At 62.5% G+C, this 26,628-nt stretch carries 23 protein-coding genes, 2 tRNA genes and 3 rRNA genes; 13 read left to right on the forward strand and 15 right to left on the reverse strand.

Features of this window, described 5'->3' with window-relative positions:
- Positions 1-104 precede the first annotated feature (104 nt).
- The 6 genes from bfr (at position 105) to MYA_RS09730 (ending at position 4,065) form a co-directional block, all read left to right on the forward strand.
- Positions 105-581 (forward strand): bacterioferritin, encoded by a 477-nt coding sequence (gene bfr, locus MYA_RS09705; RefSeq protein ID WP_011885484.1) that lies wholly within the window; start codon positions 105-107, stop codon positions 579-581.
- A 37-nt stretch (positions 582-618) separates the two neighbouring features.
- A complete protein-coding gene (murI, locus tag MYA_RS09710) occupies positions 619-1,479 on the forward strand; it encodes a glutamate racemase (protein WP_014723333.1) in 861 nt (286 codons plus the stop codon).
- Between the two features lie 183 nt (positions 1,480-1,662).
- Complete coding sequence (locus tag MYA_RS09715; RefSeq protein WP_011885486.1) at positions 1,663-1,899, forward strand: (2Fe-2S)-binding protein; 237 nt, start codon at positions 1,663-1,665, stop codon at positions 1,897-1,899.
- A gap of 217 nt (positions 1,900-2,116) precedes the next feature.
- A complete protein-coding gene (locus MYA_RS09720; RefSeq protein ID WP_011885487.1) occupies positions 2,117-2,857 on the forward strand; it encodes an energy transducer TonB in 741 nt (246 codons plus the stop codon).
- Positions 2,858-2,891: 34 nt separating this feature from the next.
- Positions 2,892-3,623, forward strand: coding sequence for a MotA/TolQ/ExbB proton channel family protein (locus MYA_RS09725; protein WP_011885488.1), 732 nt, complete (start codon positions 2,892-2,894; stop codon positions 3,621-3,623).
- 13 nt (positions 3,624-3,636) lie between these two features.
- The gene (locus MYA_RS09730) at positions 3,637-4,065 is read left to right on the forward strand and encodes an ExbD/TolR family protein (RefSeq protein WP_014723334.1); all 429 of its coding nucleotides are present in this window, start codon (positions 3,637-3,639) and stop codon (positions 4,063-4,065) included.
- Between the two features lie 372 nt (positions 4,066-4,437).
- Here MYA_RS09730 and MYA_RS09735 read toward each other — a convergent pair whose 3' ends face one another.
- Positions 4,438-5,421, reverse strand: a complete 984-nt coding sequence (locus MYA_RS09735) for a LysR family transcriptional regulator (protein WP_014723335.1) — start codon at positions 5,419-5,421, stop codon at positions 4,438-4,440.
- Between the two features lie 122 nt (positions 5,422-5,543).
- Here MYA_RS09735 and MYA_RS09740 point away from each other — a divergent pair, with 122 nt between their 5' ends.
- The 3 genes from MYA_RS09740 (at position 5,544) to hemP (ending at position 7,396) form a co-directional block, all read left to right on the forward strand.
- Positions 5,544-6,416, forward strand: coding sequence for a pirin family protein (locus tag MYA_RS09740; RefSeq protein ID WP_011885491.1), 873 nt, complete (start codon positions 5,544-5,546; stop codon positions 6,414-6,416).
- A 100-nt stretch (positions 6,417-6,516) separates the two neighbouring features.
- The gene (locus MYA_RS09745) at positions 6,517-6,999 is read left to right on the forward strand and encodes an SRPBCC family protein (RefSeq protein WP_011885492.1); all 483 of its coding nucleotides are present in this window, start codon (positions 6,517-6,519) and stop codon (positions 6,997-6,999) included.
- Positions 7,000-7,150: 151 nt separating this feature from the next.
- Positions 7,151-7,396: a hemin uptake protein HemP gene (gene hemP, locus MYA_RS09750; RefSeq protein ID WP_011885493.1), complete on the forward strand. Its 246-nt coding sequence runs from the start codon at positions 7,151-7,153 to the stop codon at positions 7,394-7,396.
- 325 nt (positions 7,397-7,721) lie between these two features.
- On the opposite strand, the gene MYA_RS09755 is transcribed toward hemP, so the two are convergent.
- From MYA_RS09755 to uvrB, 5 genes are all read right to left on the reverse strand, one after another.
- A complete protein-coding gene (locus tag MYA_RS09755) occupies positions 7,722-9,119 on the reverse strand; it encodes a 4Fe-4S binding protein (RefSeq protein ID WP_041493864.1) in 1,398 nt (465 codons plus the stop codon).
- A complete protein-coding gene (locus MYA_RS09760; RefSeq protein ID WP_011885495.1) occupies positions 9,116-9,958 on the reverse strand; it encodes an FTR1 family iron permease in 843 nt (280 codons plus the stop codon). The genes MYA_RS09755 and MYA_RS09760 overlap by 4 nt, the downstream gene beginning before the upstream one ends.
- Positions 9,959-10,015: 57 nt before the next feature.
- On the reverse strand, positions 10,016-10,348 hold the full coding sequence (locus MYA_RS09765; RefSeq protein ID WP_011885496.1) for a cupredoxin domain-containing protein: 333 nt from the start codon (positions 10,346-10,348) through the stop codon (positions 10,016-10,018).
- A gap of 54 nt (positions 10,349-10,402) precedes the next feature.
- Positions 10,403-10,954, reverse strand: a complete 552-nt coding sequence (locus MYA_RS09770) for an iron transporter (RefSeq protein WP_011885497.1) — start codon at positions 10,952-10,954, stop codon at positions 10,403-10,405.
- A 232-nt stretch (positions 10,955-11,186) separates the two neighbouring features.
- On the reverse strand, positions 11,187-13,280 hold the full coding sequence (uvrB, locus tag MYA_RS09775; protein ID WP_014723337.1) for an excinuclease ABC subunit UvrB: 2,094 nt from the start codon (positions 13,278-13,280) through the stop codon (positions 11,187-11,189).
- 258 nt (positions 13,281-13,538) lie between these two features.
- Here uvrB and MYA_RS09780 point away from each other — a divergent pair, with 258 nt between their 5' ends.
- Positions 13,539-14,738 carry an amino acid aminotransferase gene (locus MYA_RS09780; protein WP_014723338.1) on the forward strand — a complete coding sequence of 400 codons (1,200 nt, stop codon included), beginning with the start codon at positions 13,539-13,541 and terminating at the stop codon, positions 14,736-14,738.
- A 149-nt stretch (positions 14,739-14,887) separates the two neighbouring features.
- Here MYA_RS09780 and MYA_RS09785 read toward each other — a convergent pair whose 3' ends face one another.
- The gene (locus tag MYA_RS09785; RefSeq protein ID WP_014723339.1) at positions 14,888-15,676 is read right to left on the reverse strand and encodes a 3-hydroxybutyrate dehydrogenase; all 789 of its coding nucleotides are present in this window, start codon (positions 15,674-15,676) and stop codon (positions 14,888-14,890) included.
- A 162-nt stretch (positions 15,677-15,838) separates the two neighbouring features.
- On the opposite strand from MYA_RS09785, the gene MYA_RS09790 reads away from it, so the two are divergent.
- Positions 15,839-16,810 carry a potassium channel beta subunit family protein gene (locus MYA_RS09790; protein WP_014723340.1) on the forward strand — a complete coding sequence of 324 codons (972 nt, stop codon included), beginning with the start codon at positions 15,839-15,841 and terminating at the stop codon, positions 16,808-16,810.
- 122 nt (positions 16,811-16,932) lie between these two features.
- Positions 16,933-17,778: a 23S rRNA (adenine(2030)-N(6))-methyltransferase RlmJ gene (locus tag MYA_RS09795; protein WP_011885502.1), complete on the forward strand. Its 846-nt coding sequence runs from the start codon at positions 16,933-16,935 to the stop codon at positions 17,776-17,778.
- Positions 17,779-17,792: 14 nt separating this feature from the next.
- Here the strand turns inward: MYA_RS09795 and MYA_RS09800 are convergent, their stop codons facing one another.
- From MYA_RS09800 to MYA_RS09830, 8 genes are all read right to left on the reverse strand, one after another.
- Positions 17,793-18,167 (reverse strand): hypothetical protein, encoded by a 375-nt coding sequence (locus tag MYA_RS09800; protein ID WP_011885503.1) that lies wholly within the window; start codon positions 18,165-18,167, stop codon positions 17,793-17,795.
- Between the two features lie 115 nt (positions 18,168-18,282).
- Positions 18,283-18,429 (reverse strand): DUF3563 family protein, encoded by a 147-nt coding sequence (locus tag MYA_RS29580; protein ID WP_011885504.1) that lies wholly within the window; start codon positions 18,427-18,429, stop codon positions 18,283-18,285.
- Positions 18,430-18,644: 215 nt separating this feature from the next.
- Positions 18,645-19,049 (reverse strand): Cu(I)-responsive transcriptional regulator, encoded by a 405-nt coding sequence (cueR, locus tag MYA_RS09805; protein WP_041493865.1) that lies wholly within the window; start codon positions 19,047-19,049, stop codon positions 18,645-18,647.
- A gap of 468 nt (positions 19,050-19,517) precedes the next feature.
- A 5S ribosomal RNA gene (gene rrf / locus MYA_RS09810) occupies positions 19,518-19,630 on the reverse strand.
- A 154-nt stretch (positions 19,631-19,784) separates the two neighbouring features.
- Positions 19,785-22,666 (reverse strand): 23S ribosomal RNA (locus MYA_RS09815).
- Between the two features lie 284 nt (positions 22,667-22,950).
- Positions 22,951-23,026, reverse strand: a tRNA-Ala gene (locus MYA_RS09820).
- Positions 23,027-23,064: 38 nt separating this feature from the next.
- Positions 23,065-23,141, reverse strand: a tRNA-Ile gene (locus MYA_RS09825).
- 64 nt (positions 23,142-23,205) lie between these two features.
- Positions 23,206-24,738, reverse strand: a 16S ribosomal RNA gene (locus tag MYA_RS09830).
- The 16S, 23S and 5S rRNA genes sit together here with 2 tRNA genes alongside, the layout of an rRNA operon.
- 563 nt (positions 24,739-25,301) lie before the next feature.
- On the opposite strand from MYA_RS09830, the gene MYA_RS09835 reads away from it, so the two are divergent.
- Positions 25,302-26,519: a DUF2863 family protein gene (locus MYA_RS09835; RefSeq protein WP_011885506.1), complete on the forward strand. Its 1,218-nt coding sequence runs from the start codon at positions 25,302-25,304 to the stop codon at positions 26,517-26,519.
- Positions 26,520-26,628: the final 109 nt, after the last annotated feature.

A 26,628-nucleotide genomic window follows, 5' to 3' on the forward strand; every position in this document is an offset into this window, starting at 1 on the left:
GCATCGCGTGCAATGGCCAGCCGCGGCCAGGCTTCGACGCTTGGCTTTTCCCGTTCGAGCGATTATCGTTCGGTTTCTGAAGCCCCACCGATCAAGGAACAGCCATGCAAGGCGACAAGAAAGTCATCGAATATCTGAACGCCCAACTGAAGAACGAACTCACCGCGATCAACCAGTACTTCCTGCATGCGCGCATGTACAAGCACTGGGGCCTCGAAAAGCTCGGCAAGCACGAATACGACGAATCGATCGGCGAAATGAAGCACGCCGACTGGCTGATCGAGCGCGTGTTCATGCTCGACGGCCTGCCGAATCTGCAGGACCTGCACAAGCTGCTGGTCGGCGAGGAAACCGAAGAGATCCTGAAGTGCGACCTGAAGCTCGAGCAGATCTCGCAGGCGACGTGCAAGGAGGCGATCGCCTACTGCGAATCGGTGCGTGATTACGTATCGCGCGAGATCTTCGAAAAGATCCTCGACGACACCGAAGAGCATATCGACTGGCTCGAAACGCAGATCGACCTGATCGGCAAGGTCGGCCTGCAGAACTATCAGCAGACGATGATGGGTTCGCCGGAGTAACCGGCACGCTCGCCAGGATCGCCCGCTTCGCCCGCGCATGACGACGAACCGTTCCACCGCTTCCGCAGCCCGCCCCACCGCGCCGATCGGCATCTTCGATTCGGGGCTCGGCGGGCTGTCGGTGCTGCGCGCCGTGCGCGCGCAGCTGCCCGGCGAATCGTTCGTCTACGTCGCCGACTCGCGCCATGCGCCGTACGGCCCGCGCGACGAGGCGTTCATCACGGAGCGCACGCTGGCGATCTGCGAATGGCTCGCGCGCGACGGAGCGAAAGCGCTCGTCGTCGCATGCAACACGGCCACGGCACGCGCGATCGCGGCCGTCCGCGAACGGCTGTCGATCCCGCTCGTCGGCGTCGAGCCGGGCATCAAGCCGGCCGCCGCGGTGTCCGCGACCGGCGTCGCCGGCGTGCTTGCCACCCAATCGACGCTGAACAGCCCGCGCTTTCAGGCGCTGCTCGATCGCTACGGCGCCGGCCGACGCTTCATCTGCCAGCCGGGCCACGGGCTCGTCGAGGCGATCGAGCGCGGCGACACGAATTCCCCCGCCTTGCGCGCGTTGCTCGAACGCTACCTGCAACCGATGATCGACGCGGGCGCCGACACGCTCGTGCTCGGCTGCACGCATTACCCATTCTTCACGGCGGCGATTCGCGACCTCGTCGGCGATCGCCTGACGATCGTCGACACGAGCGACGCGATCGCGCGGCAACTCGCCCGCGTGCTCGACGAGCGCGGGCTGCGCGCGCCGACCGGCGCGCCCGCCGCGCCGCCGCGCTTCTGCTCGACCAGCGACGGCGTGCAATTGCGCGCACTGGCGTCGACGCTGCTTGGCCTCGACGTGCCCGTCGAGACCGTCACCATTGCGTCACCGAACGCGCGCGACTGCGCGACCGTTTGACGCACCGCGGTCGCCCGTCGGCTTTCGCTTCCTGCCTGCCTCTCGCCGCCTGCTGCCTACGCACGCCGCCCCGCCGCGCGTTTGAGGGGTCCGATGGTCTTAAAAAAAGCCCGCACCGCCCTTGTCAACCCGCATAAATTTAATGATAATAATTCGCATTACCGTTAGCTATCGCAACTCATCATGATCGTCTGCGTGTGCAAGTCCGTCTCCGATCGCAAGATCCGCGCGTCCCTCGCCGAGGGCGTGAGTTCTTTCGATGAACTCCAGTTCGAACTCGGCGTGGCCACGTGCTGCGGCAAGTGCGAGGAGTCCGTACGCGACCTGATGGCCGAGCAAGGCGTCTGTGCGAGCCGGTGCGGTGTCGAACACCACGCTCACCCGATCCCGGTGACGTTCTACGATCGCAAGGCCGCCTGAGCGGCGCCGGTATGCCCATGCGGCCGCGGCCGCATTTTTTGTTTCGACCGTCAGCCAGCCACCGTCCGTGCGAGCCAGCGGCTTACCTGCGAAGGAGCCTGTGATGGAATTGCTGATCGGATTCGTGACTACCGTGTGCATCTCGCTGCTGATCTTCCGCAAATGATGCCGCCCCGCCCGCCGCGCTCAGGGTGCGACATCGTTCTTTCAAGCTAACATGCAGGCTTCGCAATCCGCTCCTGCCGGCATCATGCCGGCTGCATCACGTATGAATCCCCGGGTCATCACCGTCGCGATCGGTGTGCTCGCCGCACACGCGCTCATGCTGACGGCCGCGTGGCTCCATCGCAGCGCGCCACCGCCGAAATCCGTCGAAGTCCAGTCGATCACCGCGCAGCTCATCCCGCCGGAGCCGATCGCACAGCAGGTCGCCGCCGAATCGATCGCGCAGCCCGCGCCGCCGAAGCCCGTGCCGCGCGTGAAGCCGAAGGCCGAACCGAAGCCCGTGCAGAAGGCGGCGAAGCCGACGCCGCAGCCGCTCGCACCGTCGCCCGCGCCGTCGCCGACGCCTGCCCCGGCAGCCGACCCGACGCCCGCACCGGCAGCGCCCGCGGCCGTGGCACCGGCGGCACCGGCCGCGACGCCGGCTCCCGCCCGCGAAACGATGCAGGTCAGCGCGCCGAAGAACGTGGCGGCGCTACAGTGCAACTTCGTGAAGCCCGACTATCCGTCGATGTCGCGTCGTCGCGGCGAAGCGGGTACCGCCTATGTTCATTTCGTGGTCGGCGTGACCGGCAAGATCGAAAGCGTCGAACTGCAGAAGAGCAGCGGCTATCCGCGCCTCGACGATGCCGCCCTCGACGCGATGCGCGCGACGACCTGCCGCCCCTACATCGAGAACGGGCAGGCGATCCGCGCCGCCCGCACACAGCCCTACAACTTCGGGCTCACCGACTAACCTGCCTTATCCGGAAGATTCAAAGGAAACAAAAATGCAAAGCTACGGTATCGCGCACGTCTGGGCGCAAGGTGATTTCGTCACACGCGCCATCGCGATCACGCTGCTCGTAATGTCGGTCCTGTCGTGGATCGTGATCGTCGTCAAGGGCTGGAACGTGATTCGCCTGAACCGGCTGACGAAGAATGCCGAGCAGGCGTTCTGGCATTCGGACGACTTCGACGACGGCATCAAGAAGCTCGGTCTCACCGCATCGACGCCGGGCGACAACCCGTTCCTCGCGCTCGCGCTGTCGGGCAAGGAAGCGGCCGACCACCACCATCAGACGCAGCCGCACCTGCACGACCGCATGGACGTGTCGGACTGGGTCACGCGCTGCCTGAAGGACACGATGGACGAAGGCATTTCGCGGATGCAGGCCGGCCTCGCGATTCTCGCGTCGATCGGCAGCACGGCGCCGTTCGTCGGCCTGTTCGGCACGGTGTGGGGCATCTATCACGCGCTGCTCGCGATCGGCGCGACCGGCCAGACGTCGATCGACCAGGTCGCGGGCCCGGTCGGCGAATCGCTGATCATGACGGCCTTCGGCCTGTTCGTCGCGATTCCGGCGGTGCTCGGCTACAACGCGCTGACGCGCGCGAACAAGGGTATCGCCAGCAAGCTGCGCCGCTTCGCGCACGGGCTGCACGCGTACTTCGTGACGGGCGCGCGCCTCGCCTCGTCGTCGCCGCGCGACGGCCTGCGCCTCGCGACGCGCGCAAGCTGAGACGAGGTCGACCATGGCAATGAACACCGGCTTCAGCGACGACGACGACGATCGCGTGATGAGCGAGATCAACATGACGCCGCTCGTCGACGTGATGCTCGTTCTGCTGATCATTTTCCTCGTGACGATCCCGGCCATGCAGCACGCGGTGAAGATCGACCTGCCGCACGCGAGCAGCCAGCCCGTCGACGAAAAGCCGCAGACGGTCGACGTCGCGATCCAGGGCAACGGCACGATCCTGTGGAACGACCAGACGGTCACGCGCGAGCAATTGCAGGCGCATATCGCGGAAGCGGCGAAGCATCAGCCGCAGCCGGAGCTGCATCTGCGCGCCGATCGCAAGGTAGCCTACGAACGGGTGGCCGAAGTGATGTCCGATGCGCAGGCCGGCGGCCTGACGAAACTCGGCTTCGTGACGGTGCCGGCCGCCAAAGCGAAGTGACGCGGCGCGCGCGGGCCGGCACGCGCGCCCGTACCTGACTGGTCCGCCACAAAGTAAAAGGCCTTCATCGCCAGATGAAGGCCTTTTTTCATGCGCACGCGGGCGCCTTCGGGCGGCGGGCTCTTCGGCGGTATCGGTTACGCCTCGAGCAACGCAAATGCGGCTACCGTGGTCTGCACGGACTGCGCTTCTCTGCCCTATCTGGCTCGCAACATATGCGGCCACCGGATTCCGCTCAGAACCTCCTTCGCGAAATGGGATTTCAATATAGGCCGGCCCGCGCACGCATTCAAGAACCCGCCGATTGAACTTTGCGATTGCAGCCCGCGCTTCAATGACAAAACAAATTTGCCGGCGCGCGGCGTGCTGGCTTCACTGGGCCGTAACGGCGGCGGCCGCCGCTGCCGCTTCCTGCTTCGCACGTTCGGGGCAACCGGGCTGCTTGTATTCGCCGTGGTCGAGCTTCTCCACCAGGTAGTCGACGAAAGCGCGCACCGCCGGCGGCATGCCCTGCCGCGACACGAACACCGCATAGAGTTGCGGCACCGGCAGCGTCCAGCCCGGCATCACCGGCGACAGCTGCCCGGCGCGCAACGCATTGCCGTACATCATCTCGGGCAACGCCGCGATGCCGAGGCCGTCGAGCACGGCCTCGCGGATCGTCATCAGGTCGGCCGTGACGAGCCGCGGGTCGTGTTCGTGCAGGTGGCGCGTGCCGTCCGGCGCGATCAGCGTGAACACGTGCCGCCCGTCCACGCTCGGCGTATCGAGCGTCTCGAAGCGCGCGAGATCGGCCGGCACGAGCGGCGGCGCGTGCTGGCTGAGCAGGCTCGGCGCGCCGACCAGCATCTGCTCGGTGCGCCACAACGGCCGCACGACGATATTCGCGTTCTGCGGCGGCTCCGAGCGCACGCGCAACGCGACGTCGATCGAATCCTCGAACAGGTCGATCACGCGATTCGTCACGCGGATGTGCACCTTCACCTCCGGATAGCGGTGCAGGAATTCAGGGAGGATGCGCGACAGCATCGTCTGCGACAGCGTGACGGGCACGCTCACGCGCACCGACCCGCGCGGCGACGCGCGCAGCTGCTGCACCGCGTTCATCGCCGCCTGCGCTTCGGCCAGCATGGCCTGACAATGCTGGTAGAACAGCTCGCCGGCCTCGGTCAGCGCGAGCTTGCGCGTCGAACGCTGCAGCAGCCGCACGCCGAGCGCGGCCTCGAGTTCCGTCAGCCGTCGCGACAGGCGCGATTTGGAGATACCGAGCACGCGTTCCGCGGCCGAGAAGCCGCCATGCTCGACGACCTGCGAGAAGTACATGAGGTCGTTCAGGTTGTGTGCATCGATGTTCATGTCATCGTTCCAATTTCAGAACAATCCATTGCGGAGCACCGCAAATCGGACCGGAAAACGCCCAATATAATAGTGCTATGTTTCAAAAATAACGCTATTCCGATATCACCGAGGGCTACTGCATGACGACCGCTCGTTCGCTCGACCGCACCTACCCCGCGCTTCGCACGACCGAAGGCGGTGGCTTCGTGGTCCACCGCCCGTTCCCGACACGCCTGCTGATGGATTTCGATCCGTTCCTCTTGCTCGACGAGATGGGGCCCGTCGACTACGCGCCCGGCGAGGCCAAGGGCGCGCCCGACCATCCGCATCGCGGCTTCGAAACCGTCACCTACGTGCTCGACGGGCGCTTTCGCCACCGCGATTCGGCCGGCCATGCCGGCACGCTCGGGCCCGGCGACGTGCAGTGGATGACCGCCGGCGCCGGCGTCGTCCACAGCGAAATGCCGGACCCCGCGTTCGCGCAGACGGGCGGGCGCTCGCACGGCTTCCAGCTGTGGGTCAATCTGCCACGGCGCGACAAGCTGATCGCGCCGCGCTACCAGGAAATCGCCGCAGATCGCATTCCGCGCGCGAAGTCGCCGGACGGTCGTGTGGAAGTACGCGTGATCGCCGGCGAAGCGCTCGGCGTGCGCGCGGCGATCGAAACGCGCACGCCGATCCTGTATCAGCATTTCACGCTGCAACCGGGCGCCACCGTCGCGCAGCCGGTGCCGGCAGGCTATCGCGTGTTCGCCTATGCGCTCGAAGGCACGGGCCGCTACGGCCCCGAGCGGCGGCCGGTCGAGGCGCGGCACATGATCGTCTACGGCGACGACGGCGACGCGGTCACATTCGAGGCTGGCGACACGCCGCTCGATCTGCTGCTGATCGGCGGCGCCCCGCTCAACGAGCCGATCGTGCGCTACGGCCCGTTCGTGATGAACACCGAAGAGGAAATCCGCCAGGCCGTCGTCGACTATCAGACGGGCCGGATGGGCGCGATTCACGCGTGACGCCGCGCGACGGGCCGCAGGCGCCGCGAAGCGATTCGTTTTGCGTCACAATAACTTCTTGAACCACGTGGCCGCCGGCCACCAGAAGGAACCCGTCCCCTTGAACTTCGAACATCTGATCCAGATCAACTCCGACGATCCGGCCGTGCCGTCCCTGACCCGCGACCAGTTGTGGGAAGGCCTCGTGCTGCGTGCCGAACAGCCGCAGCTGTTCGTGATCGGCCTCGACAGCTGTGTCGTCCACGAGCGCACGGAAACCACGCTGGAGCGCGAACTGCACTACGGCCACGCGACCGTGCGCGACCGCGTGACGTTCACGCCGTATCAGCAGGTGCGCTACGACATCCATGCGGCCAGCGGCGAAATCGGCGGCTCGCTGACGATGACGATCGAAGAACGCGATGATCGCGAGCTGTTCCTGCGTTTCGAATACCGGACGACGCTGACCGTCTCCGACGACAGCGAGGAAGCGCGTCAGACGCACGGCATCGTGAAGGAAGCGTATCGCACGTCGGATATCGACACCGTGCGCCTGATCCGCGAGTACGCGCAGGGCCGCAAGGCGCCCGACCCGCTTCACTGATTCACCGGCTCATCGAGTGCGGCGGCCTGCGGGCCGCCTCTTTGGCTTTGTCTATCGAGCGACCCTTCCCGATCGCGAAAGAGTTCTTTTCAATGGGAATGATTATCATTTAGAATTCATTCCATCGTATCGACAGTCACCGATCAACCGAATGACCGACACCATGCGCCCGACCACGCTGACCTTGCGCCGAACCACTGGCGCCGCAAGCGGCAACCGTCCGAAGACGGCAGCGGTCACGACGTCCGCGAAGCCTGCGGCAAGCCGCGACAGCGGCACGCGCACGCTGAACAGCGACGCGCTGCTGCAAGGCCACAGCCACATCAGCATCGCGCATAACGGTGAGACGTATCAGCTTCGCGCCACGCGGCTCGGCAAGTTGATCCTGACGAAGTAGCAACCGGGTATTGTGGGGACCACCTCCCTGAGAGGTGTTGGGCATTAGCCAGCGCAACGGCTTGCACGCGAGATCTAGACCCCTTCGTGCAAACCTACTCAAGCAGCCGTTGCAGCAAGCCAAGCCACTTTTTTGGTTCTCGCAGAGGCAACAAAAAAGCGACACGTCGAAGGACGTGTCGCTTTTCATTTGTGCGCCGGAGAAAACGCCGGCGAATGGGCAATGGGCGATCGAGCCGGCTACTGCGCCGCGATGCGGACACCTGCCGCGACACACTTGCGCGACGCATCGCAAACTACACCGCGACGACGCCGTCAACGCCGCATCAGAATCCCCAGAACATCAGCCACCACGCGCTGTCGACCACCGCGAGGCCGACCACGAACCACGCGAACGCGGCCACGCGGCGCAGCCCTTGCGCATAGCGCCCCGTGACCTTCCATGCGAGCCACGCGCTCCACGTGTTCGCGGCCACCAGGATCGCGATGCGCACGTCGGCCGCCCAGTCGAGCGGCACGTGTTCGGCCCGCAGCAGCGACAGCGTCGTCGCCGACAGGCCGAGAAACACGCCGGCTCCGGCGATCGGGATCAGCGCCTGCGCGAGATGATGCAGACGCACGCGATCGAAACGGCCGAGCATCAGCGTCGCGCCGGCCAGCAGCAGGAGCAGCGCGGTGCCGTACACGAGCCCCGTGCCGACGATGTAGCTGACGATCAGCCCACCGTCTAGCCACGAGAACACGTCGTTGCGATCCGGATAGTGCGTGAGCAGGAACCACGGTGCATTGGTCTCGAGCGGCCACGTGATATCGCGATCGATCAGCCAGCCGGCGAGCCATTGCTTGATCTGCACGAACCACGGGCTGACGGTCCAGTGGAACGCGCCGATCGCGACGCCGAGCAGGCCGTACAGGATCAGCGCCGTATCCCACGGGTTCGCCTGCTGCGCGCCGAGGTTCACGACTTCGTCAGACGGCGCGCGCCACGACAGCGCGATCGCATCGCGATGGCCGCTGCAGCGGCCGCACATATGGCACCCGGCGGCGCCCTTCATGTTGCGCAGCGGCACCAGCGGCGCGCAGTTGATCGGAATCACGCGATGCCCGTGTTCGCCGTTCCGGTACGAACGGCGCCACGCATCCTCGTCGACCTTGTAGCGCATCGGCGCGAGCCGCGACAGCAAACCGAACACGCCGTTCACCGGACACAGGTACTTGCACCACACGCGCTTTTCGCGGCCGTACAGCAGGCCGATCACCATCGCGCCGACGGTCGAGCCGCCGAGCACGAACAGCACCGCGAGCGGGTACTGGTAGACGCTGACCATCTGCCCGTAGATGGTCGTGAGCCCGAACGCGACGAACGGCCAGCCGCCCCACCGCATCCAGCGCGGAATCGCGCGGCCGCGGCCGAACTTGCTCGCATATTCGGTCAACGCGCCTTCGGGGCACAGCACGCCGCACCAGACGCGGCCGAGCATCACCATCGACAGCAGCACGAACGGCCACCAGATGCCCCAGAATACGAACTGCGCGATCAGCGTGAGGTTGTTCCACAGATGCGCGGAGTCGTCCGGCAACGGCAGCACGGCCGGCACGATGATCAGGAACGCATAGACGGCGACGACGACCCACTGTATGCCGCGGATCACCGCGCCGTGGCGCTGCATCCACTGGCCGACCTGCGCGAGGCGGCCCGGCTTCGCTGCGGCGACCACACTCATGCTGCGCGACCCGCGGGAACGGCCGGGCGACGGCTCGCGCGCTTCATCAGCAGCCACACCACGGCCCAGTACACCGCATAGGCGATCAGGTTGGTCAGCGCCGGATGCGCGCGATAGCCGGTCAGCGTCGCCACCAGCGAGCCGAACGTGCCCGAATCGTCGAGAATCGCCGAGGTATCCCACAGCTGCGAGATGCCGAGCGGCAGGATCTCCTTGTCGATCAGCTTGTCGACCCCGGTCTGGAACAGGCCGGCGCCGAGGAACAGCAGCATCACTTCGGTGACGCGGAAGAAATGCCGCCACGAGAAGTACTTGCCGCCGAGTTGCAGCAGATAGAACGTGAGGAACGCGAGGCCGAGGCCGATCAGCACCGCGAGCATCTGGCTCCCGTCCACATGCCCCGACTGACCGAAGCCGAGCCCGTACAGGAAGATCACCGTCTCGCTGCCTTCGCGCGCGATCGCGAGCGCGACCAGCACCGCGACGCCCCACCAGTTCGAGTCGCGCGTACTGCGCTGCAACGATTGCTCCATGTCGCGCTTGAGCGTGCGGCCGTGCCGGCGCATCCACAGCACCATCTGCACGATCAGCACGCACGCGATCAGCACCATCGCGGTCTGGAAGTAATCCTGCGCGTCGCCGGACAGCACTTCGGTGAAGCCGACGAGCGCGGCGCCGAGACCGACCGCCATCAGCAGCCCGACGGCAACGCCCGCCCACAGAAACGGCAGGCCGCGGCGCGCGTCGTCGTCGCCGTTCTTCAGCCAGGCATAGAGGATGCCGACGACGAGCAGCGCTTCGACGCTCTCCCGCCACACGATGAACAAGATCTGACCCATTGAATCCTCCTGACGCGCGGGCAACGCACTCGCATGCCCGCAATCAGATAAAACGCATTACTTCGCGACGATCACGCCCTGCGCCTGCTGGTGGAAATCGTCGAAAAACTTGTACTCGCCCGGCGACAGCGGCGCGACCACCACGAACGAATCGGCGCCCGGCGCGAGCACCTTCTCCTTGCGCAACTGCACGCTCTCGAATTCGGCGGCGCCCTTGCCCGTATTGCGGATCTCGATCTTGAAGCGCTGGCCGGCCGGCACTTCGATGCGGGCCGGGTTAAGCTTGCCGTCCGTCATCTCGAGCTTGAAGGTCGGCAGATCCGCGGCATGCGCGGCGCCGGCGAGCCACAGCGCGGCGGCTGCGGCGGCGATTTTCTGGGGAAATTTCATTCTGGGTTCTCTACGTCGACGGCGCGCGGCGCGCGCCGTCCGTGATGCCACCGGTCAATACCCGCCCTTCTTGCCGATGCCGGCGAACGGGAAGTCGTATTCGAGCGTGATCGGCTTGAACCACGCGCCCACGCCCGTTTCCTTGTCGACGTGGCGGCCGAACGCCATGTGGCCGGACTGCATCGGCGGCTTGACGATCATCGTCAGGTGATACTTGCCGGGGCCGGCCAGCTTCACGTTGTCGCCGTAGTGCGGGCCGTCGCTCGCGACCATGCCCATCAGGTCGCCTTCGGCCTTCCACTTCGCGTCGCCCTGCTTCGTCAGCTTGTACGTGACCTGCAGGTACGGCATCCAGTCGCCTTCCGCGAAGCCGGTCGGGTTGTTCTTGACCGCGTGAATGTCGGCCTCGAGGTGGATGTCGGAATCCGATGCCTTGCGCATCATCCCTTCCGGATCCATCGTGATCGGCTGCAGATACACCGCGCCGATTTCCATGCCGCCCTGGATCTGCTGCTTGCCGATCGGGTACTCGGCCGCCGAGGCCGACATCGCGGCAAGCGCCGCCGCTACCGCAACCGACGTGCGGATGAACGAAGAACCCAACATGGACACTCCTTGTTATTTGCCTGGTACGCGGCGGGCCGTCCTCCCGGAGGGTCCGCCAGGAACACTAACGCAATGAAGAACGTTAATGCGAACTATTCTCAATACATGCGGAGTTTAGCACCGAACCGGCTTCGGAACAAACGAGACACCGCGTAAACCCCTGATCCGACAAGGCTTACAACGGTGTTACCAACAGGTTTCGGTGCATTTCAGAGACGTCAGGAAGAAGAATTTACCGGCCCGCGCCATTCACGTGATCGCCCACGTTCGCGCCGAACACCCGCTCGCGCAGCAGCGCGAGCTGGTCGCGGGTCGCCGCGGCCTTTTCGAATTCGAGGTTCTTCGCGTAGTCGGCCATCTGCTTTTCGAGCCGCTTGATTTCCTTCGCGAGCTGCTTTTCCGACATGTCCTCGAACTTCGCGCGCTGTTGCGCTTCCTTCAGCTCCGCGCGTGCGTCGTCGGCGTTGTACACGCCGTCGATGATGTCCTTGATGCGCTTCACGACGCCGCGCGGCGTGATGCCCATCTTCTCGTTGTGCGCGATCTGCTTCGCGCGACGCCGCTCGGTTTCGCCGATCGCGCGCTTCATCGACTCGGTCATGTTGTCGGCATAGAGGATCGCCTTGCCGTTCACGTTGCGCGCCGCGCGGCCGATCGTCTGGATCAGCGAGCGCTCCGCGCGCAGGAAGCCTTCCTTGTCCGCGTCGAGGATCGCGACCAGCGACACTTCCGGAATGTCGAGCCCCTCGCGCAGCAGGTTGATGCCGACCAGCACGTCGAACGTGCCGAGGCGCAGGTCGCGGATGATCTCGACGCGCTCGACCGTATCGATGTCGCTGTGCAGGTAGCGCACCTTCACGCCGTGATCGGCGAGGAATTCGGTCAGCTGCTCGGCCATCCGCTTGGTCAGCACGGTGATCAGCACGCGTTCGCCGGCGCTCACGCGCGCGTTGATCTCGGTGAGCACGTCGTCGACCTGCGAGCTTGCCGGGCGCACTTCGATCTCCGGATCGACGAGCCCGGTCGGGCGCACGACCTGTTCGGCGATCTGGCCCGTCACGCGCTGCTCGTAATCGGCCGGCGTCGCGGACACGAACAACACCTGGCGCATCTTGCGCTCGAACTCGGGGAACTTGAGCGGCCGGTTGTCGAGCGCCGACGGCAGCCGGAAGCCGTAGTTGACGAGGTTTTCCTTGCGCGCCCGGTCGCCGTTGTACATGCCGTTGAGCTGGCCGATCAGCACGTGCGATTCGTCGAGCAGCATCAGCGCGTCGGGCGGCAGGTAATCGACGAGCGTCGGCGGCGGCTCGCCGGGCGCCGCGCCGGAAAAGTGCCGCGAGTAGTTCTCGATGCCCTTGCAGAAGCCCAGCTCCTGGAGCATCTCGAGGTCGAAGCGCGTGCGCTGCTCGAGCCGCTGCGCCTCGACGAGCTTGCCTTCGCGGTGGAAGAACTCGAGGCGCTCGCGCAATTCGTCCTTGATCGTCTCGATCGCGCGCATCACGGTGTCGCGCGGCGTCACGTAGTGCGACGACGGATACACGGTGAAACGCGGAATCTTCTGCCGCACGCGGCCGGTCAGCGGATCGAACAGTTGCAGCGTCTCGACCTCGTCGTCGAACAGCTCGACGCGCACGGCCATCTCCGCATGTTCGGCCGGGAAGATGTCGATCGTGTCGCCGCGCACGCGGAACGTGCCGCGCTGGAAGTCCTGCTCGTTGCGCGAGTACTGCATCGCGATCAGCCGCGCGATCACGTCGCGCTGCCCGAGCTTGTCGCCGGTGCGCAGCGTCAGGATCATCTGGTGATATTCGGACGGGTTGCCGATACCGTAGATCGCCGACACCGTCGCGACGATCACCACGTCGCGGCGCTCCATCAGGCTCTTGGTCGCCGACAGCCGCATCTGCTCGATGTGCTCGTTGATCGACGAGTCCTTTTCGATGAACAGGTCGCGCTGCGGCACGTACGCTTCCGGCTGGTAATAGTCGTAGTACGACACGAAGTACTCGACGGCGTTGCGCGGGAAGAATTCGCGGAATTCGGCGTAGAGCTGCGCCGCGAGCGTCTTGTTCGGCGCGAACACGATCGCCGGGCGGCCGAGCCGCGCGATCGTGTTGGCCATCGTGAAGGTCTTGCCCGAGCCGGTCACGCCGAGCAGCGTCTGGAACGACAGCCCGTCGTGAACGCCTTCCACGAGCGTCTCGATCGCGGTCGGCTGGTCGCCCGCGGGCGGATACGGCTGGTACAGCTGGAACGGCGACCCTTCGAAGGTCACGAATTTCGATTCGTCGAGTGCGTCGCCGACTGCGGCGTGATGTTCGGACATGGAGTGCGGCCGGAGCGTGGGCAAAAAAACATTCTAGCGCTTCGCGGCGCCGCGGGCCGCTGACGGCTCCTGACGAGCGGCGTCGCGCCAACCGGGTCCGAAATCGCGATACGCGCTGCAATCGCCGCCGTGGCCAGCGTGAATTCGCTACAATATCGGGCTGCTGCGCTTTCCGGCGCCGTGCCGCAGGCGCGCGGTCCGCCGCGCCTGCCCCGCCGGCTGAAAGCCCGACCCTCTTTTCACTACTGCCGAATCATCATGTCGCTCTTCTCCGCTGTCCAGCTTGCTCCCCGCGACCCGATCCTGGGCCTGAACGAAGCCTTCAACGCCGATACGCGTCCGACCAAGGTCAACCTCGGCGTCGGTGTGTACACGAACGAAGAAGGCAAGATTCCGCTGCTGCGCGCGGTTCGCGAAGCGGAGAAGGCGCGTGTCGACGCGGGCCTGCCGCGCGGTTACCTGCCGATCGACGGGATCGCCGCGTACGACGCCGCCGTGCAGAAGCTGCTGCTCGGCAACGATTCGCCGCTGATCGCCGCAGGCCGCGTGGTCACCGCGCAGGCGCTGGGCGGCACGGGCGCGCTGAAGATCGGCGCCGATTTCCTGCGCACCGTGAACCCGAACGTGAAGGTCGCGATCAGCGATCCGAGCTGGGAAAACCACCGCGCGCTGTTCGAAGCGGCCGGCTTCGAAGTCGTCGCATATCCGTACTACGACGCGGCGACCCACGGCGTGAACTTCGAAGCGATGCTGGCGGCGCTCAACGGCTATGCGGCCGGCACGATCGTCGTGCTGCATGCGTGCTGCCACAACCCGACCGGCGTGGATCTGACCGAAGCGCAATGGCAGCAGGTCGTCGACGTCGTCAAGGCGCGCAACCTCGTGCCGTTCCTCGACATCGCGTATCAAGGCTTCGGCGACGGCATCGACGCCGATGCGGCTGCCGTGCGCCTGTTCGCAGCCGCCGACCTGAACGCGTTCGTGTCGTCGTCGTTCTCGAAGTCGTTCTCGCTGTACGGCGAGCGCGTCGGCGCGCTGTCGATCATCACGTCGAGCAAGGAAGAAGCGACGCGCGTGCTGTCGCAGCTCAAGCGCGTGATCCGCACCAACTACTCGAACCCGCCGACCCATGGCGGCGCCGTCGTCGCAGCGGTGCTCGCATCGCCGGAACTGCATGCATCGTGGGTGCAGGAACTGGGCGAAATGCGCGACCGCATCCGCGCGATGCGCAACGGCCTCGTCGAGCGCCTGAAGGCGAGCGGCGTCGAGCGCGACTTCAGCTTCATCAACGCGCAACGCGGGATGTTCTCGTATTCGGGGCTGACGTCGGCGCAAGTCGATCGTCTGCGCGAAGAATTCGGCATCTACGCGGTCGGCACCGGCCGGATCTGCGTGGCTGCGCTGAATACGCGCAACCTCGACGCGGTCGCGAACGCCATCGCCGCGGTGCTGAAGTAAGTCGGCGGCGGCAAGGCGGCCGTCATCGCCGCCTGCTGCCGACTGCGCCGAAACGCAAAACGCGCTCCATGGAGCGCGTTTTTTTGTGCCGTTGCATATGCGCTGCGCGCGAGAGCGCCGCGACGGCCCGCGCAGTGGCGGCCGCCACGTCACTGCATGAACCAGCCGTGGCTGACGACGAACGACTGGCCGGTGAGCGCGGCGCTCGGGAACGCCGACAGGAACAGCACCGTCTGCGCGACGTCCTGCACCATCGTGAACACGCCGTCCACCGTGTTGCCGAGCATCACCTTCTTCACCACTTCTTCTTCGCTGATGCCGAGCTCCTTCGCCTGCTCCGGAATCTGCTTGTCGACCAGCGGCGTGCGCACGAAGCCCGGACACACCACATGCGAGCGCACGTTGTGCTTCGCGCCTTCCTTGGCCAGCACGCGCGCGAGCCCCAGCAGCCCATGCTTGGCCGTCACGTACGCCGACTTCAGCGGCGACGCCTCGTGCGAATGCACCGAGCCCATGTAGATCACGACGCCGCCGCGGTCGTCCTTGTACATGTGCTTGAGCGCGGCCTTGGTCGTCAGGAACGCGCCGTCGACGTGAATCGCCTGCATCCTCTTCCAGTCGGCGAACGAGTAGTTCTCGATCGGGTTGACGATCTGGATGCCCGCGTTCGACACGAGGATGTCGACCGAGCCGAACGTCTCGGCGACCTTGTCGATGCCGCTGTTCACCGCGTCCTCGTTGGTGACGTCCATCGCGACGCCGATCGCCTTGCCGCCGGCCTTGTTGATCTCGTCGGCCACCGCGTTCGCGCCGTCCTGGTTCAGGTCGGCGATCGCGACGGCCGCGCCGGCCTTCGCCAGCTCCAGCGCGATTTCCTTGCCGATGCCGCTCGCGGCGCCCGTGACGACTGCGGTCTTGCCATTCAGGTCTGCTGCCATGTCCGTCTCCTTACGTTACCCGTTCGAAAAATCGCGCGCCGCAGCAGCAGCCGTCATAGCCTGTCCGTGCGGGCGAGCCAGCCGCTATTGTGCACGATCGGTCCCGCCGTTCGCGCGCAAAACGCCTAAGCTTAAGGTCGGTTACGACTCGCGGAGGTTGGTATGCACTATCGACGGCTCGGCCGCTCCGGCCTGCAGATCAGCGAACTGTCGCTCGGCTCGTGGGTGACCTACGGCAATCAGGTGGATCAGCGGGCGGCCCGCGAATGTCTCGCAGCGGCGCGCGATGCCGGCGTCAATTTCTTCGACAACGCGGAAGTTTATGCGGGCGGGAAATCCGAGGAGATCATGGGCCAGGCGCTCAAGTCGCTCGGCTGGCCGCGCGTCAGTTACCTCGTGTCGACGAAGTTCTTCTGGGGCCTCGCGGAAGCGCCGAATCAGTACCACACGCTGAACCGCAAGTACCTGCTGAATGCGATCGACGGCTCGCTGCGGCGGCTGCAGCTCGACTACGTCGATCTCGTCTACTGCCATCGGCCGGACCCGAACACGCCGATCGAGGAGACCGTCTGGGCGATGAGCGACATGATCGTGCGCGGCAAGGCGCTGTATTGGGGCACCTCCGAATGGAATGCCGACGACATCCGCGCCGCGTATGAAATCGCCGAGCGCCATCATCTGCACAAGCCGGTGGTCGAGCAACCGCAATACAACCTGTTTCATCGCACGCGGGTCGAGCAGGAATATGCGCGGCTCTACGACGACTGCGGGCTCGGGCTGACGACCTGGAGCCCGCTGGCATCGGGCCTGCTCACCGGCAAGTACCGCAACGGCGTGCCGCCGGGCAGCCGCGCCGAGCTGCACGGCTACGACTGGCTGCGCGAGCGGCTCACGGACCGCGCTCGCAACGAGGTGGTCGAGCAGCTCGGCGACATCGCGGCGGAACTCGGATGCAGCACCGCGCAGCTGGCGATTGCATGGGTGCTCGCGAATCCGCGCGTGAGCTCGGTCATTACGGGGGCGTCGCGGCTCGAGCAAATCGGCGACAACATGCGCGCCGTCGAGGTCGCGACGAAGCTCACGCCGGAGCTCAAGCAACGCATCGACGACGTCGTCGGCGACGCATACGAGTAAGGCGACTCACGTGCAGTCGCGTACCAGTCGCGTACAATACGCGGCCGCATCGGCGCGCGACCCGACCGTCGCGCGCGACCGCACGCTTTCATCGATTCATCTCTCGTTCCAGGCAGCTCGTCATGCTCAGCTATCGTCACGGTTTTCACGCAGGCAACCACGCGGACGTGCTCAAGCACACCGTCGTCGTCCAGCTGCTGCGCTATCTGAACAAGAAGGACAAGTCGTACTGGTACGTCGACACCCATGCCGGCGCCGGCGTGTATTCGCTGCGCGACGGCTATGCGGCCAAGACGGGGGAATTCGACACCGGCATCGGCCCGCTGTGGAACGACAAGGGCGTACCGGAGGCGCTGAGCGACTACATCGACGAAGTGCGCGCACTGAACGCCGACGGCGAACTGCACTACTACCCCGGCTCGCCGTATCTCGCGTGGCGACTGATGCGCGACCAGGACCGGATGCGCCTGTTCGAAATGCACACGACGGAGATCGACGTGTTGCGTCACAACTTCCGCGATGCGGGGCGTCGCGCGATGATCTTCGCCGGCGACGGTTTCGAGGGCATCAAGGCGCTGCTGCCGCCGCCGCCGCGACGGGCGCTCGTGTTGATCGATCCGTCCTACGAGGACAAGAAGGACTACGCGCGCACCATCAGCTGCGTGACGGAATGCCTGAAGCGCTTCGCGACCGGTTGTTACGCGATCTGGTACCCGCAGGTTGCGAGAATGGAGTCGCAGCGTTTTCCGGAACAGCTCAAGCGTCTGCAGCCGAACAATTGGCTGCATTTGACGTTGACGGTGTCGAACCCGCCCGCGGACGGACTCGGCCTGTACGGCAGCGGGATGTTCATCCTGAATCCGCCGTACACGCTCGCGCAAAGCATGAAAGAAGTGCTGCCGTATCTCGTCGAACGCCTGGGACAGGACAGTGGCGCGCGGTATCAGATCGAACACCGCGGCAATTGAACGCGTGGGCCGCCTCAGGGCTGCGGTCTCGGCGCCGGGCGCGGCTGATTCGCCGGCCCGACGTTCCAGCCGGGCACGTTGATATAGGGCGCAACGAATAGCGGCACCGACGAATTCGCGCCTTGTCCTGCCGGCGCGCGTATGCCGGCGGGCTCGACGATCGGCTCCGACGACAGCGGCGCCGTTTGCAGCACCAGGCCACCCTTGCCATCGACGATTCCGCGTTGCGTGTCGAGAATCAACGCCTGGGATGCAGACGAAGCGGCGGCGCCGGCGGCCACCGCATGGATGAGCACCGCAGCGCCCAGACCGAGACGCGCGCGGGAAGCAAGGTGACGCACATCAGGATGCCAGCGCATGATCGTTTTTCCGGTGAAAAGCAGGTCCATACCATAGCGCCCCGCTGACGATTCCGCCAGATCCGCGGCGCAAAAAAGACAAAGCCCCGTCAATACGGGGCTTGCTTTTCATTCGGCGCCACGCGGCACCGGACAACTGCTTCGATTACAGCGAGTAGCCGTTCGTTTCGAGCGAACGGATGCGGCTCTCGAGCTGGACGATGTCCGACGAGGTAGCCAGGTAAGCTTCGCGGCGCTCGCGCTCGGCGGTTTCGAACCAGTTGCTCAGCTTTTCAACGATGTAGGCGATCATGATGTTCTCCAAGGAAGGGGGACCCCTGGCGAATCGAGATTCAGGGATTTCCCGTATAGGGTTATCCCGGATTATAGCGAGGCTGCACCAAGTTGCCAGTGAAATGCGTGCATGGCTGTCATTCCAATTTGGAATGGCACGTGAGGCAACCTTCATAATGCATTGATTTTTATACGAATTAGCTTCTGGGTCTTTCGCGGCCTGGAAGACATGCACTAATCTGGTTCGCCTACCGGTTCGGCCAGACGCGCCAAAATCGGGCATTCTGGCCGTCCGTCACCGTGACAGTGCGCGGCCAGATCGGCGAGCGTATCGCGCATGTCGGTCAACTCGGCGATGCGTTTGTCGAGCTCGGCCACATGTTCGAGCGCGATCGACTTCACCTCGGCACTGGCCCGCGACCGGTCTTGCCAGAGCGTCAGCAGCTTGCGGATATCCTCGACGAGAAAGCCGAGCCGCCGCGCCTGTCTGATGAAACGCAGCGTATGGATTTCGTCCGGACCGTAGAGCCTGTAACCGGCGTCGCTCCGCTTGCTGGGAGCGAGAAGGCCGACCTGCTCGTAATACCGGATCATCTTTGCGCTGACGCCTGATTCACGCGATGTCTCGCCAATATTCATTGCCCCGCCCTGTTTCGATTCAAGGTAACGCCGATGGCAGCGACCATCGATCCTATTTCCATCGTATCAAATTGCATGACGGCACTCCGGCGATGGGGAGACAGCGGTTGGCGGGATGATAGTCACTGCCATAATCACCGTGCGGGGCTGTGGCGCCAAGCGGGAGATCGTTGGCGCGTGGCCGCCGGACATGCATCGCAGATATCGCCAGCTTGATGCATCGCGCGTTCCGGCGATGAGCAGTTCCGCGGCAGCGTGACGATCAGGGGATATGAGCCGACTCGTCGTGAACCTGGTGAGCAGCGTGGTTTCTAGCGAGTCGGTCCTGGGCACATCACCGAGCTATCGCAAACCGACCGGGTTCGTTCGATCCTGCCGACTCGAGCCGATGCAACTGGCCGAGTGCTCTTTCTGCCGCGCCAATGCAAAAACCCCCGCCTTTCGGGCGGGGGTTCCTGGCTTAGGGGAGCCTGACGATTACCTACTTTCACACGGGAATCCGCACTATCATCGGCGTAGAGTCGTTTCACGGTCCTGTTCGGGATGGGAAGGGGTGGGACCGACTCGCTATGGTCATCAGGCAAAGAGGGTTGTTCTGCTGGCGCGGCCAACAGAACCAATCTGGGAAGAAGCAGTAATTTAGGTTGTGTGTATCACACACGAGAATCCAACATGTCGCTCTGGATCGCGGCCAGTGCTTTCGCACGGCGCCGATCTACAAGGCAGACTTGTTATAGGATCAAGCCTTACGGGCAATTAGTATCAGTTAGCTGAACGCATTACTGCGCTTACACACCTGACCTATCAACGTCCTGGTCTCGAACGACCCTTCAAGGGGATCTAGTCCCCAGGGATATCTCATCTTAAGGCGAGTTTCCCGCTTAGATGCTTTCAGCGGTTATCTCTTCCGAACATAGCTACCCGGCGATGCCACTGGCGTGACAACCGGTACACCAGAGGTTCGTCCACTCCGGTCCTCTCGTACTAGGAGCAGCCCCCTTCAAATATCCAACGCCCACGGCAGATAGGGACCAAACTGTCTCACGACGTTTTAAACCCAGCTCACGTACCTCTTTAAATGGCGAACAGCCATACCCTTGGGACCGGCTACAGCCCCAGGATGAGATGAGCCGACATCGAGGTGCCAAACACCGCCGTCGATATGAACTCTTGGGCGGTATCAGCCTGTTATCCCCAGAGTACCTTTTATCCGTTGAGCGATGGCCCTTCCATACAGAACCACCGGATCACTATGACCTGCTTTCGCACCTGCTCGACTTGTCGGTCTCGCAGTTAAGCACGCTTATGCCATTGCACTATCAGCACGATTTCCGACCGTACCTAGCGTACCTTCGTACTCCTCCGTTACGCTTTGGGAGGAGACCGCCCCAGTCAAACTGCCTACCATGCACTGTCCCCGACCCGGATCACGGGCCAAGGTTAGAACCTCAAACAAACCAGGGTGGTATTTCAAGGACGGCTCCACCGAAACTAGCGTTCCGGTTTCATAGCCTCCCACCTATCCTACACAGATCGGTTCAAAGTCCAATGCAAAGCTACAGTAAAGGTTCATGGGGTCTTTCCGTCTAGCCGCGGGTAGATTGCATCATCACAAACACTTCAACTTCGCTGAGTCTCGGGAGGAGACAGTGTGGCCATCGTTACGCCATTCGTGCAGGTCGGAACTTACCCGACAAGGAATTTCGCTACCTTAGGACCGTTATAGTTACGGCCGCCGTTTACCGGGACTTCAATCAAGAGCTTGCACCCCATCATTTAATCTTCCGGCACCGGGCAGGCGTCACACCCTATACGTCCACTTTCGTGTTTGCAGAGTGCTGTGTTTTTATTAAACAGTCGCAGCCACCAGTTTATTGCAACCCCTTCACCCTCCTGGCGCAGGCCAGTCAAGCTACAAGGGCGTACCTTATCCCGAAGTTACGGTACCAATTTGCCGAGTTCCTTCTCCCGAGTTCTCTCAAGCGCCTTAGAATACTCATCTCGCCCACCTGTGTCGGTTTGCGGTACGGTCATCGTTAGACTGAAGCTTAGAGGCTTTTCTTGGAACCACTTCCAATTGCTTCGCTCCCGAAGGAGCTCGCGCCACACCCTTGAATTACGCACCCGGATTTGCCTAAGTGCCTTCTCCAATGCAGCGACCGGGACTTCCAACACCCGGACAACCTTCCGCGATCCGTCCCCCCATCGCATCTAACAATGGTGCAGGAATATTGACCTGCTTCCCATCAGCTACGCATTTCTGCCTCGCCTTAGGGGCCGACTCACCCTACGCCGATGAACGTTGCGTAGGAAACCTTGGGCTTACGGCGAGGGGGCCTTTCACCCCCTTTATCGCTACTCATGTCAGCATTCGCACTTCCGATACCTCCAGCACCCTTTACAAGGCACCTTCGCAGGCTTACGGAACGCTCTCCTACCATGCGAGCAAAGCTCGCATCCGCAGCTTCGGTATATAGCTTAGCCCCGTTACATCTTCCGCGCAGGACGACTCGATCAGTGAGCTATTACGCTTTCTTTAAAGGGTGGCTGCTTCTAAGCCAACCTCCTGACTGTTTTAGCCTTCCCACTTCGTTTCCCACTTAGCTATATTTGGGGACCTTAGCTGGCGGTCTGGGTTGTTTCCCTCTTGACACCGGACGTTAGCACCCGATGTCTGTCTCCCGTGATTGCACTCTTCGGTATTCGGAGTTTGCTATGGCGGGGTAATCTGCAATAGACCCCCCAACCATGACAGTGCTCTACCCCCGAAGGTGAGACACGAGGCACTACCTAAATAGTTTTCGGAGAGAACCAGCTATTTCCAGGTTTGTTTAGCCTTTCACCCCTATCCACAGCTCATCCCCTAACTTTTCAACGTTAGTGGGTTCGGACCTCCAGTACGTGTTACCGCACCTTCATCCTGGCCATGGATAGATCACCTGGTTTCGGGTCTACGCCCAGCAACTGAACGCCCTATTCGGACTCGCTTTCGCTACGCCTGCCCTATACGGTTAAGCTTGCTACTGAACGTAAGTCGCTGACCCATTATACAAAAGGTACGCCGTCACCCCTTGCGAGGCTCCGACTGTTTGTATGCATGCGGTTTCAGGATCTATTTCACTCCCCTCCCGGGGTTCTTTTCGCCTTTCCCTCACGGTACTGGTTCACTATCGGTCGATCACGAGTATTTAGCCTTGGAGGATGGTCCCCCCATCTTCAGACAGGATTTCACGTGTCCCGCCCTACTTGTCGCACACCTAGTTCTTTCATACTGTTTTCGCCTACAGGGCTATCACCTGCTATGGCCGCACTTTCCAGAGCGTTCGGCTAACAATACAAATAAAGAGTGCAAGGCTCATCCCATTTCGCTCGCCACTACTTTGGGAATCTCGGTTGATTTCTTTTCCTGCGGTTACTTAGATGTTTCAGTTCACCGCGTTCGCTTCTCTGGACCTATGTATTCAGTCCAGGATGACCCAAAAGGGCCGGGTTTCCCCATTCGGACATCTACGGATCAAAGCTCGTTTGCCAGCTCCCCGTAGCTTTTCGCAGGCTACCGCGTCCTTCATCGCCTGTGATCGCCAAGGCATCCACCACATGCACTTGTTCGCTTGACCCTATAACGAGTCTGTCTCATCGACAGTCGCTACAGGTTGAGTTCTCGCGTTGTGCCGTATTCCAATTGAGTCGAACATAGAGTTCGAATCATCTTGAGATACATCGATACAATCACAACCCGGATAGTTTTCACGTCCATCTCAAGACGCTTCCGCTATCCAAATTACTTACTTCTTCCAGATTGTTAAAGAACGACAGCCGATATGGTGTTACTCATATCACTCTGACTGGCTCAATCGCCAATGACAAAAGCTCGACGCGTCGAACGCTTGTCATTGAGGATTGGTGGAGGCAGACGGGATCGAACCGACGACCCCCTGCTTGCAAAGCAGGTGCTCTCCCAGCTGAGCTATGCCCCCATGAGTACAGATGCCTCAGGGTGTTACCGCCAGACAAATGGTGGGTCTGGTTGGATTCGAACCAACGACCCCCGCCTTATCAAGACGGTGCTCTAACCGACTGAGCTACAGACCCCTGAGTCTGTCTTTAAATTTACAGCCGATAAGCGTGAGCGCTCAATTTTGCGAGATAGCTCTGGAAAGGAGGTGATCCAGCCGCACCTTCCGATACGGCTACCTTGTTACGACTTCACCCCAGTCATGAATCCTACCGTGGTGACCGTCCTCCTTGCGGTTAGACTAGCCACTTCTGGTAAAACCCACTCCCATGGTGTGACGGGCGGTGTGTACAAGACCCGGGAACGTATTCACCGCGGCATGCTGATCCGCGATTACTAGCGATTCCAGCTTCATGCACTCGAGTTGCAGAGTGCAATCCGGACTACGATCGGTTTTCTGGGATTAGCTCCCCCTCGCGGGTTGGCAACCCTCTGTTCCGACCATTGTATGACGTGTGAAGCCCTACCCATAAGGGCCATGAGGACTTGACGTCATCCCCACCTTCCTCCGGTTTGTCACCGGCAGTCTCCTTAGAGTGCTCTTGCGTAGCAACTAAGGACAAGGGTTGCGCTCGTTGCGGGACTTAACCCAACATCTCACGACACGAGCTGACGACAGCCATGCAGCACCTGTGCGCCGGTTCTCTTTCGAGCACTCCCGAATCTCTTCAGGATTCCGACCATGTCAAGGGTAGGTAAGGTTTTTCGCGTTGCATCGAATTAATCCACATCATCCACCGCTTGTGCGGGTCCCCGTCAATTCCTTTGAGTTTTAATCTTGCGACCGTACTCCCCAGGCGGTCAACTTCACGCGTTAGCTACGTTACTAAGGAAATGAATCCCCAACAACTAGTTGACATCGTTTAGGGCGTGGACTACCAGGGTATCTAATCCTGTTTGCTCCCCACGCTTTCGTGCATGAGCGTCAGTATTGGCCCAGGGGGCTGCCTTCGCCATCGGTATTCCTCCACATCTCTACGCATTTCACTGCTACACGTGGAATTCTACCCCCCTCTGCCATACTCTAGCCTGCCAGTCACCAATGCAGTTCCCAGGTTGAGCCCGGGGATTTCACATCGGTCTTAGCAAACCGCCTGCGCACGCTTTACGCCCAGTAATTCCGATTAACGCTTGCACCCTACGTATTACCGCGGCTGCTGGCACGTAGTTAGCCGGTGCTTATTCTTCCGGTACCGTCATCCCCCGACTGTATTAGAGCCAAGGATTTCTTTCCGGACAAAAGTGCTTTACAACCCGAAGGCCTTCTTCACACACGCGGCATTGCTGGATCAGGCTTTCGCCCATTGTCCAAAATTCCCCACTGCTGCCTCCCGTAGGAGTCTGGGCCGTGTCTCAGTCCCAGTGTGGCTGGTCGTCCTCTCAGACCAGCTACTGATCGTCGCCTTGGTAGGCCTTTACCCCACCAACTAGCTAATCAGCCATCGGCCAACCCTATAGCGCGAGGCCCGAAGGTCCCCCGCTTTCATCCATAGATCGTATGCGGTATTAATCCGGCTTTCGCCGGGCTATCCCCCACTACAGGACATGTTCCGATGTATTACTCACCCGTTCGCCACTCGCCACCAGGTGCAAGCACCCGTGCTGCCGTTCGACTTGCATGTGTAAGGCATGCCGCCAGCGTTCAATCTGAGCCAGGATCAAACTCTTCAGTTTAAACCTGTTACTGTTTTCGGTTCCGTTAAGAACCGGTCGCTCACTCAAAGCTGACAGGTATATGAATCTCTTCATAAACCTGACTTACTTTAGTGTGAGACTCTTGATACTTTCGCTTTCTGATCCGAAGATCAGCCCGCTTCCATCAAGCGCCCACACTTATCGGCTGTTAATTTTTAAAGAGCATTTCTGCGAGAAACTTCGCGTTTCTCAGCAGCGCTGCGTTTTCAGCAGCAGAGAAGCGAGATTATGAACCGTCTTTCTTCACTCGTCAACAACTTTTTGAACTGCTTCGTTGTGACGGTGAGGGGTTCAGCTTCGTGTGCACCTGGGTCACCACATCCACCCAACCGCACCGCTTCCCTTCTTCCTTCCGCGCCGCGTTTCCGGTAGCGCGAAAGAGGCGTGATTCTATGCAGCTCACGGCAATCGCGCAAGGGGTTTGACGAACTTTTCTTCGTCTTCCCGGCGCCGGCCCGGAGGCATGCCCGGGCACGATGGCGCTTAAGGTGCGAAGAACGGACTAGAATGTGAGGTTCTTCGCCCCTTTATATGTATTTAATATGCGCCAGCGAATCGCCAAACGCCTCCCCCCCGATGCCGACAAACTGGTCGGCCTGTCGCTTGCGCTCTTTGCCTCGGGCAGCCGCATCGAGGATCGCTTCTGGGAAGCGAAGCTCGATGCGCTGCTCGCGAAGATCGTTCGCAACGGCAACCAGACGACGCTCGACGCCGCACTCGACCATCTGCAACAGAATCACCCCGACGCATACGGGGCGCTCGCCGACATGGCCGAGACCCACAGCGAGTCGCTGGTGATCGAGCACGATGGCCAACCGTACGATGCGCTGCTGGTCGCCGTGCCCGTGCTCGCTTGGACGCGCTACATGATTCCGTCGGGGCCGCTGAAAGGCGACGTCGCCGATGCACTGCGTGCGCACCTGCAAGCGCACGTGCTCGCAAGCGGCACGCGGGTCGGCCTAGCCCCATTCCTGTACAGCATCGACCAGTTGCCGCGGCACCACGTCGAAACGTACCGGCTCGCGCAGCAACTCGCGCATGCGGCGATCGGGCAGCACGCCGCCAAGCTGAGCTTCGGCGACTTGCCGGAAACGTCACCGATTCTTGCCGATCCACGCTTCCTGCTCGCCGTCGTCGCCGCGCCGGCCGGCGCGCCGCTGTTCCGCTGGCAGGAAGAAGAACACGGCAATCGCATCGAGCGCGGCCAGTGCCTCGAGCAATGGACCGCCCAAGGCGGCCCGAACCTGTCGATCGCCCTTCCCGGCTGCGAGTTCGAATGCCTGCTTCCGGACGCGTACTATTCGGCATGCCGTGATGCAGACGAACGAATCCGTCCGCACACCGTCCGAACGGCCATTCGTTATCTTTTCGACACACTTGGTGCGGCTCCGCAGGAACTGCGCGCCGTCGTCGCGGGCTTCGGCGAACGCCGAATCGACGAGTACCGCGTGGGCTTTACGCGACGGGCGAGCAACGACGTGATCTATGGCGTCGTGTGGCCGCTCTACGGTCGCGAGAACGGCGACGTGTCGACCGACAACGCGACGCTCGAAGGCGAGGCGCCGATCGAGGGCCCGCTCGAGGAGATCGTGAGTCTGCTGAAGGAATGCGGTGTAACCGACGTCCGACGGCACGCAGGCCGTTTCGAGCCCGAGTATTGCGACGACTGCGGTGTGCCGCTCTATGCGGATCCGCTCGGCGAAATCGTCCATGCGGAAATGCCGGAAGACGCCTCTCCCGCCCAGCCGCACTTTCACTGAACCACGCCGCGGGCCACCTGCCCGAAGCCGCTCCGGTTTCTGCCGGAGCGGCTTTTTTTCGCACCGGCGCGCCTTCCCGTCCAAATTTCAGACTTCTCCTAAGCCTTTC

Origin of the sequence: Burkholderia sp. KJ006 (genome assembly GCF_000262695.1) — a bacterium.
GTDB lineage: Bacteria > Pseudomonadota > Gammaproteobacteria > Burkholderiales > Burkholderiaceae > Burkholderia > Burkholderia vietnamiensis.

Coding starts and splice junctions, on each gene's coding strand:
- uvrB (WP_014723337.1), bottom strand. CDS start 13,280: ATGTCCGAACATCACGCCGCAGTCGGCGACGCACTCGACGAATCGAAA.
- MYA_RS09735 (WP_014723335.1), bottom strand. CDS start 5,421: ATGAACATCGATGCACACAACCTGAACGACCTCATGTACTTCTCGCAG.
- MYA_RS09715 (WP_011885486.1), top strand. CDS start 1,663: ATGATCGTCTGCGTGTGCAAGTCCGTCTCCGATCGCAAGATCCGCGCG.
- MYA_RS09800 (WP_011885503.1), bottom strand. CDS start 18,167: ATGGACCTGCTTTTCACCGGAAAAACGATCATGCGCTGGCATCCTGAT.
- MYA_RS09720 (WP_011885487.1), top strand. CDS start 2,117: ATGCAGGCTTCGCAATCCGCTCCTGCCGGCATCATGCCGGCTGCATCA.
- MYA_RS09765 (WP_011885496.1), bottom strand. CDS start 10,348: ATGAAATTTCCCCAGAAAATCGCCGCCGCAGCCGCCGCGCTGTGGCTC.
- MYA_RS09725 (WP_011885488.1), top strand. CDS start 2,892: ATGCAAAGCTACGGTATCGCGCACGTCTGGGCGCAAGGTGATTTCGTC.
- MYA_RS09835 (WP_011885506.1), top strand. CDS start 25,302: ATGCGCCAGCGAATCGCCAAACGCCTCCCCCCCGATGCCGACAAACTG.
- bfr (WP_011885484.1), top strand. CDS start 105: ATGCAAGGCGACAAGAAAGTCATCGAATATCTGAACGCCCAACTGAAG.
- cueR (WP_041493865.1), bottom strand. CDS start 19,049: ATGAATATTGGCGAGACATCGCGTGAATCAGGCGTCAGCGCAAAGATG.
- MYA_RS09790 (WP_014723340.1), top strand. CDS start 15,839: ATGCACTATCGACGGCTCGGCCGCTCCGGCCTGCAGATCAGCGAACTG.
- MYA_RS09740 (WP_011885491.1), top strand. CDS start 5,544: ATGACGACCGCTCGTTCGCTCGACCGCACCTACCCCGCGCTTCGCACG.
- murI (WP_014723333.1), top strand. CDS start 619: ATGACGACGAACCGTTCCACCGCTTCCGCAGCCCGCCCCACCGCGCCG.
- MYA_RS29580 (WP_011885504.1), bottom strand. CDS start 18,429: ATGATCGCCTACATCGTTGAAAAGCTGAGCAACTGGTTCGAAACCGCC.
- MYA_RS09760 (WP_011885495.1), bottom strand. CDS start 9,958: ATGGGTCAGATCTTGTTCATCGTGTGGCGGGAGAGCGTCGAAGCGCTG.
- MYA_RS09755 (WP_041493864.1), bottom strand. CDS start 9,119: ATGAGTGTGGTCGCCGCAGCGAAGCCGGGCCGCCTCGCGCAGGTCGGC.
- MYA_RS09795 (WP_011885502.1), top strand. CDS start 16,933: ATGCTCAGCTATCGTCACGGTTTTCACGCAGGCAACCACGCGGACGTG.
- MYA_RS09770 (WP_011885497.1), bottom strand. CDS start 10,954: ATGTTGGGTTCTTCGTTCATCCGCACGTCGGTTGCGGTAGCGGCGGCG.
- MYA_RS09730 (WP_014723334.1), top strand. CDS start 3,637: ATGGCAATGAACACCGGCTTCAGCGACGACGACGACGATCGCGTGATG.
- MYA_RS09780 (WP_014723338.1), top strand. CDS start 13,539: ATGTCGCTCTTCTCCGCTGTCCAGCTTGCTCCCCGCGACCCGATCCTG.
- MYA_RS09785 (WP_014723339.1), bottom strand. CDS start 15,676: ATGGCAGCAGACCTGAATGGCAAGACCGCAGTCGTCACGGGCGCCGCG.
- hemP (WP_011885493.1), top strand. CDS start 7,151: ATGACCGACACCATGCGCCCGACCACGCTGACCTTGCGCCGAACCACT.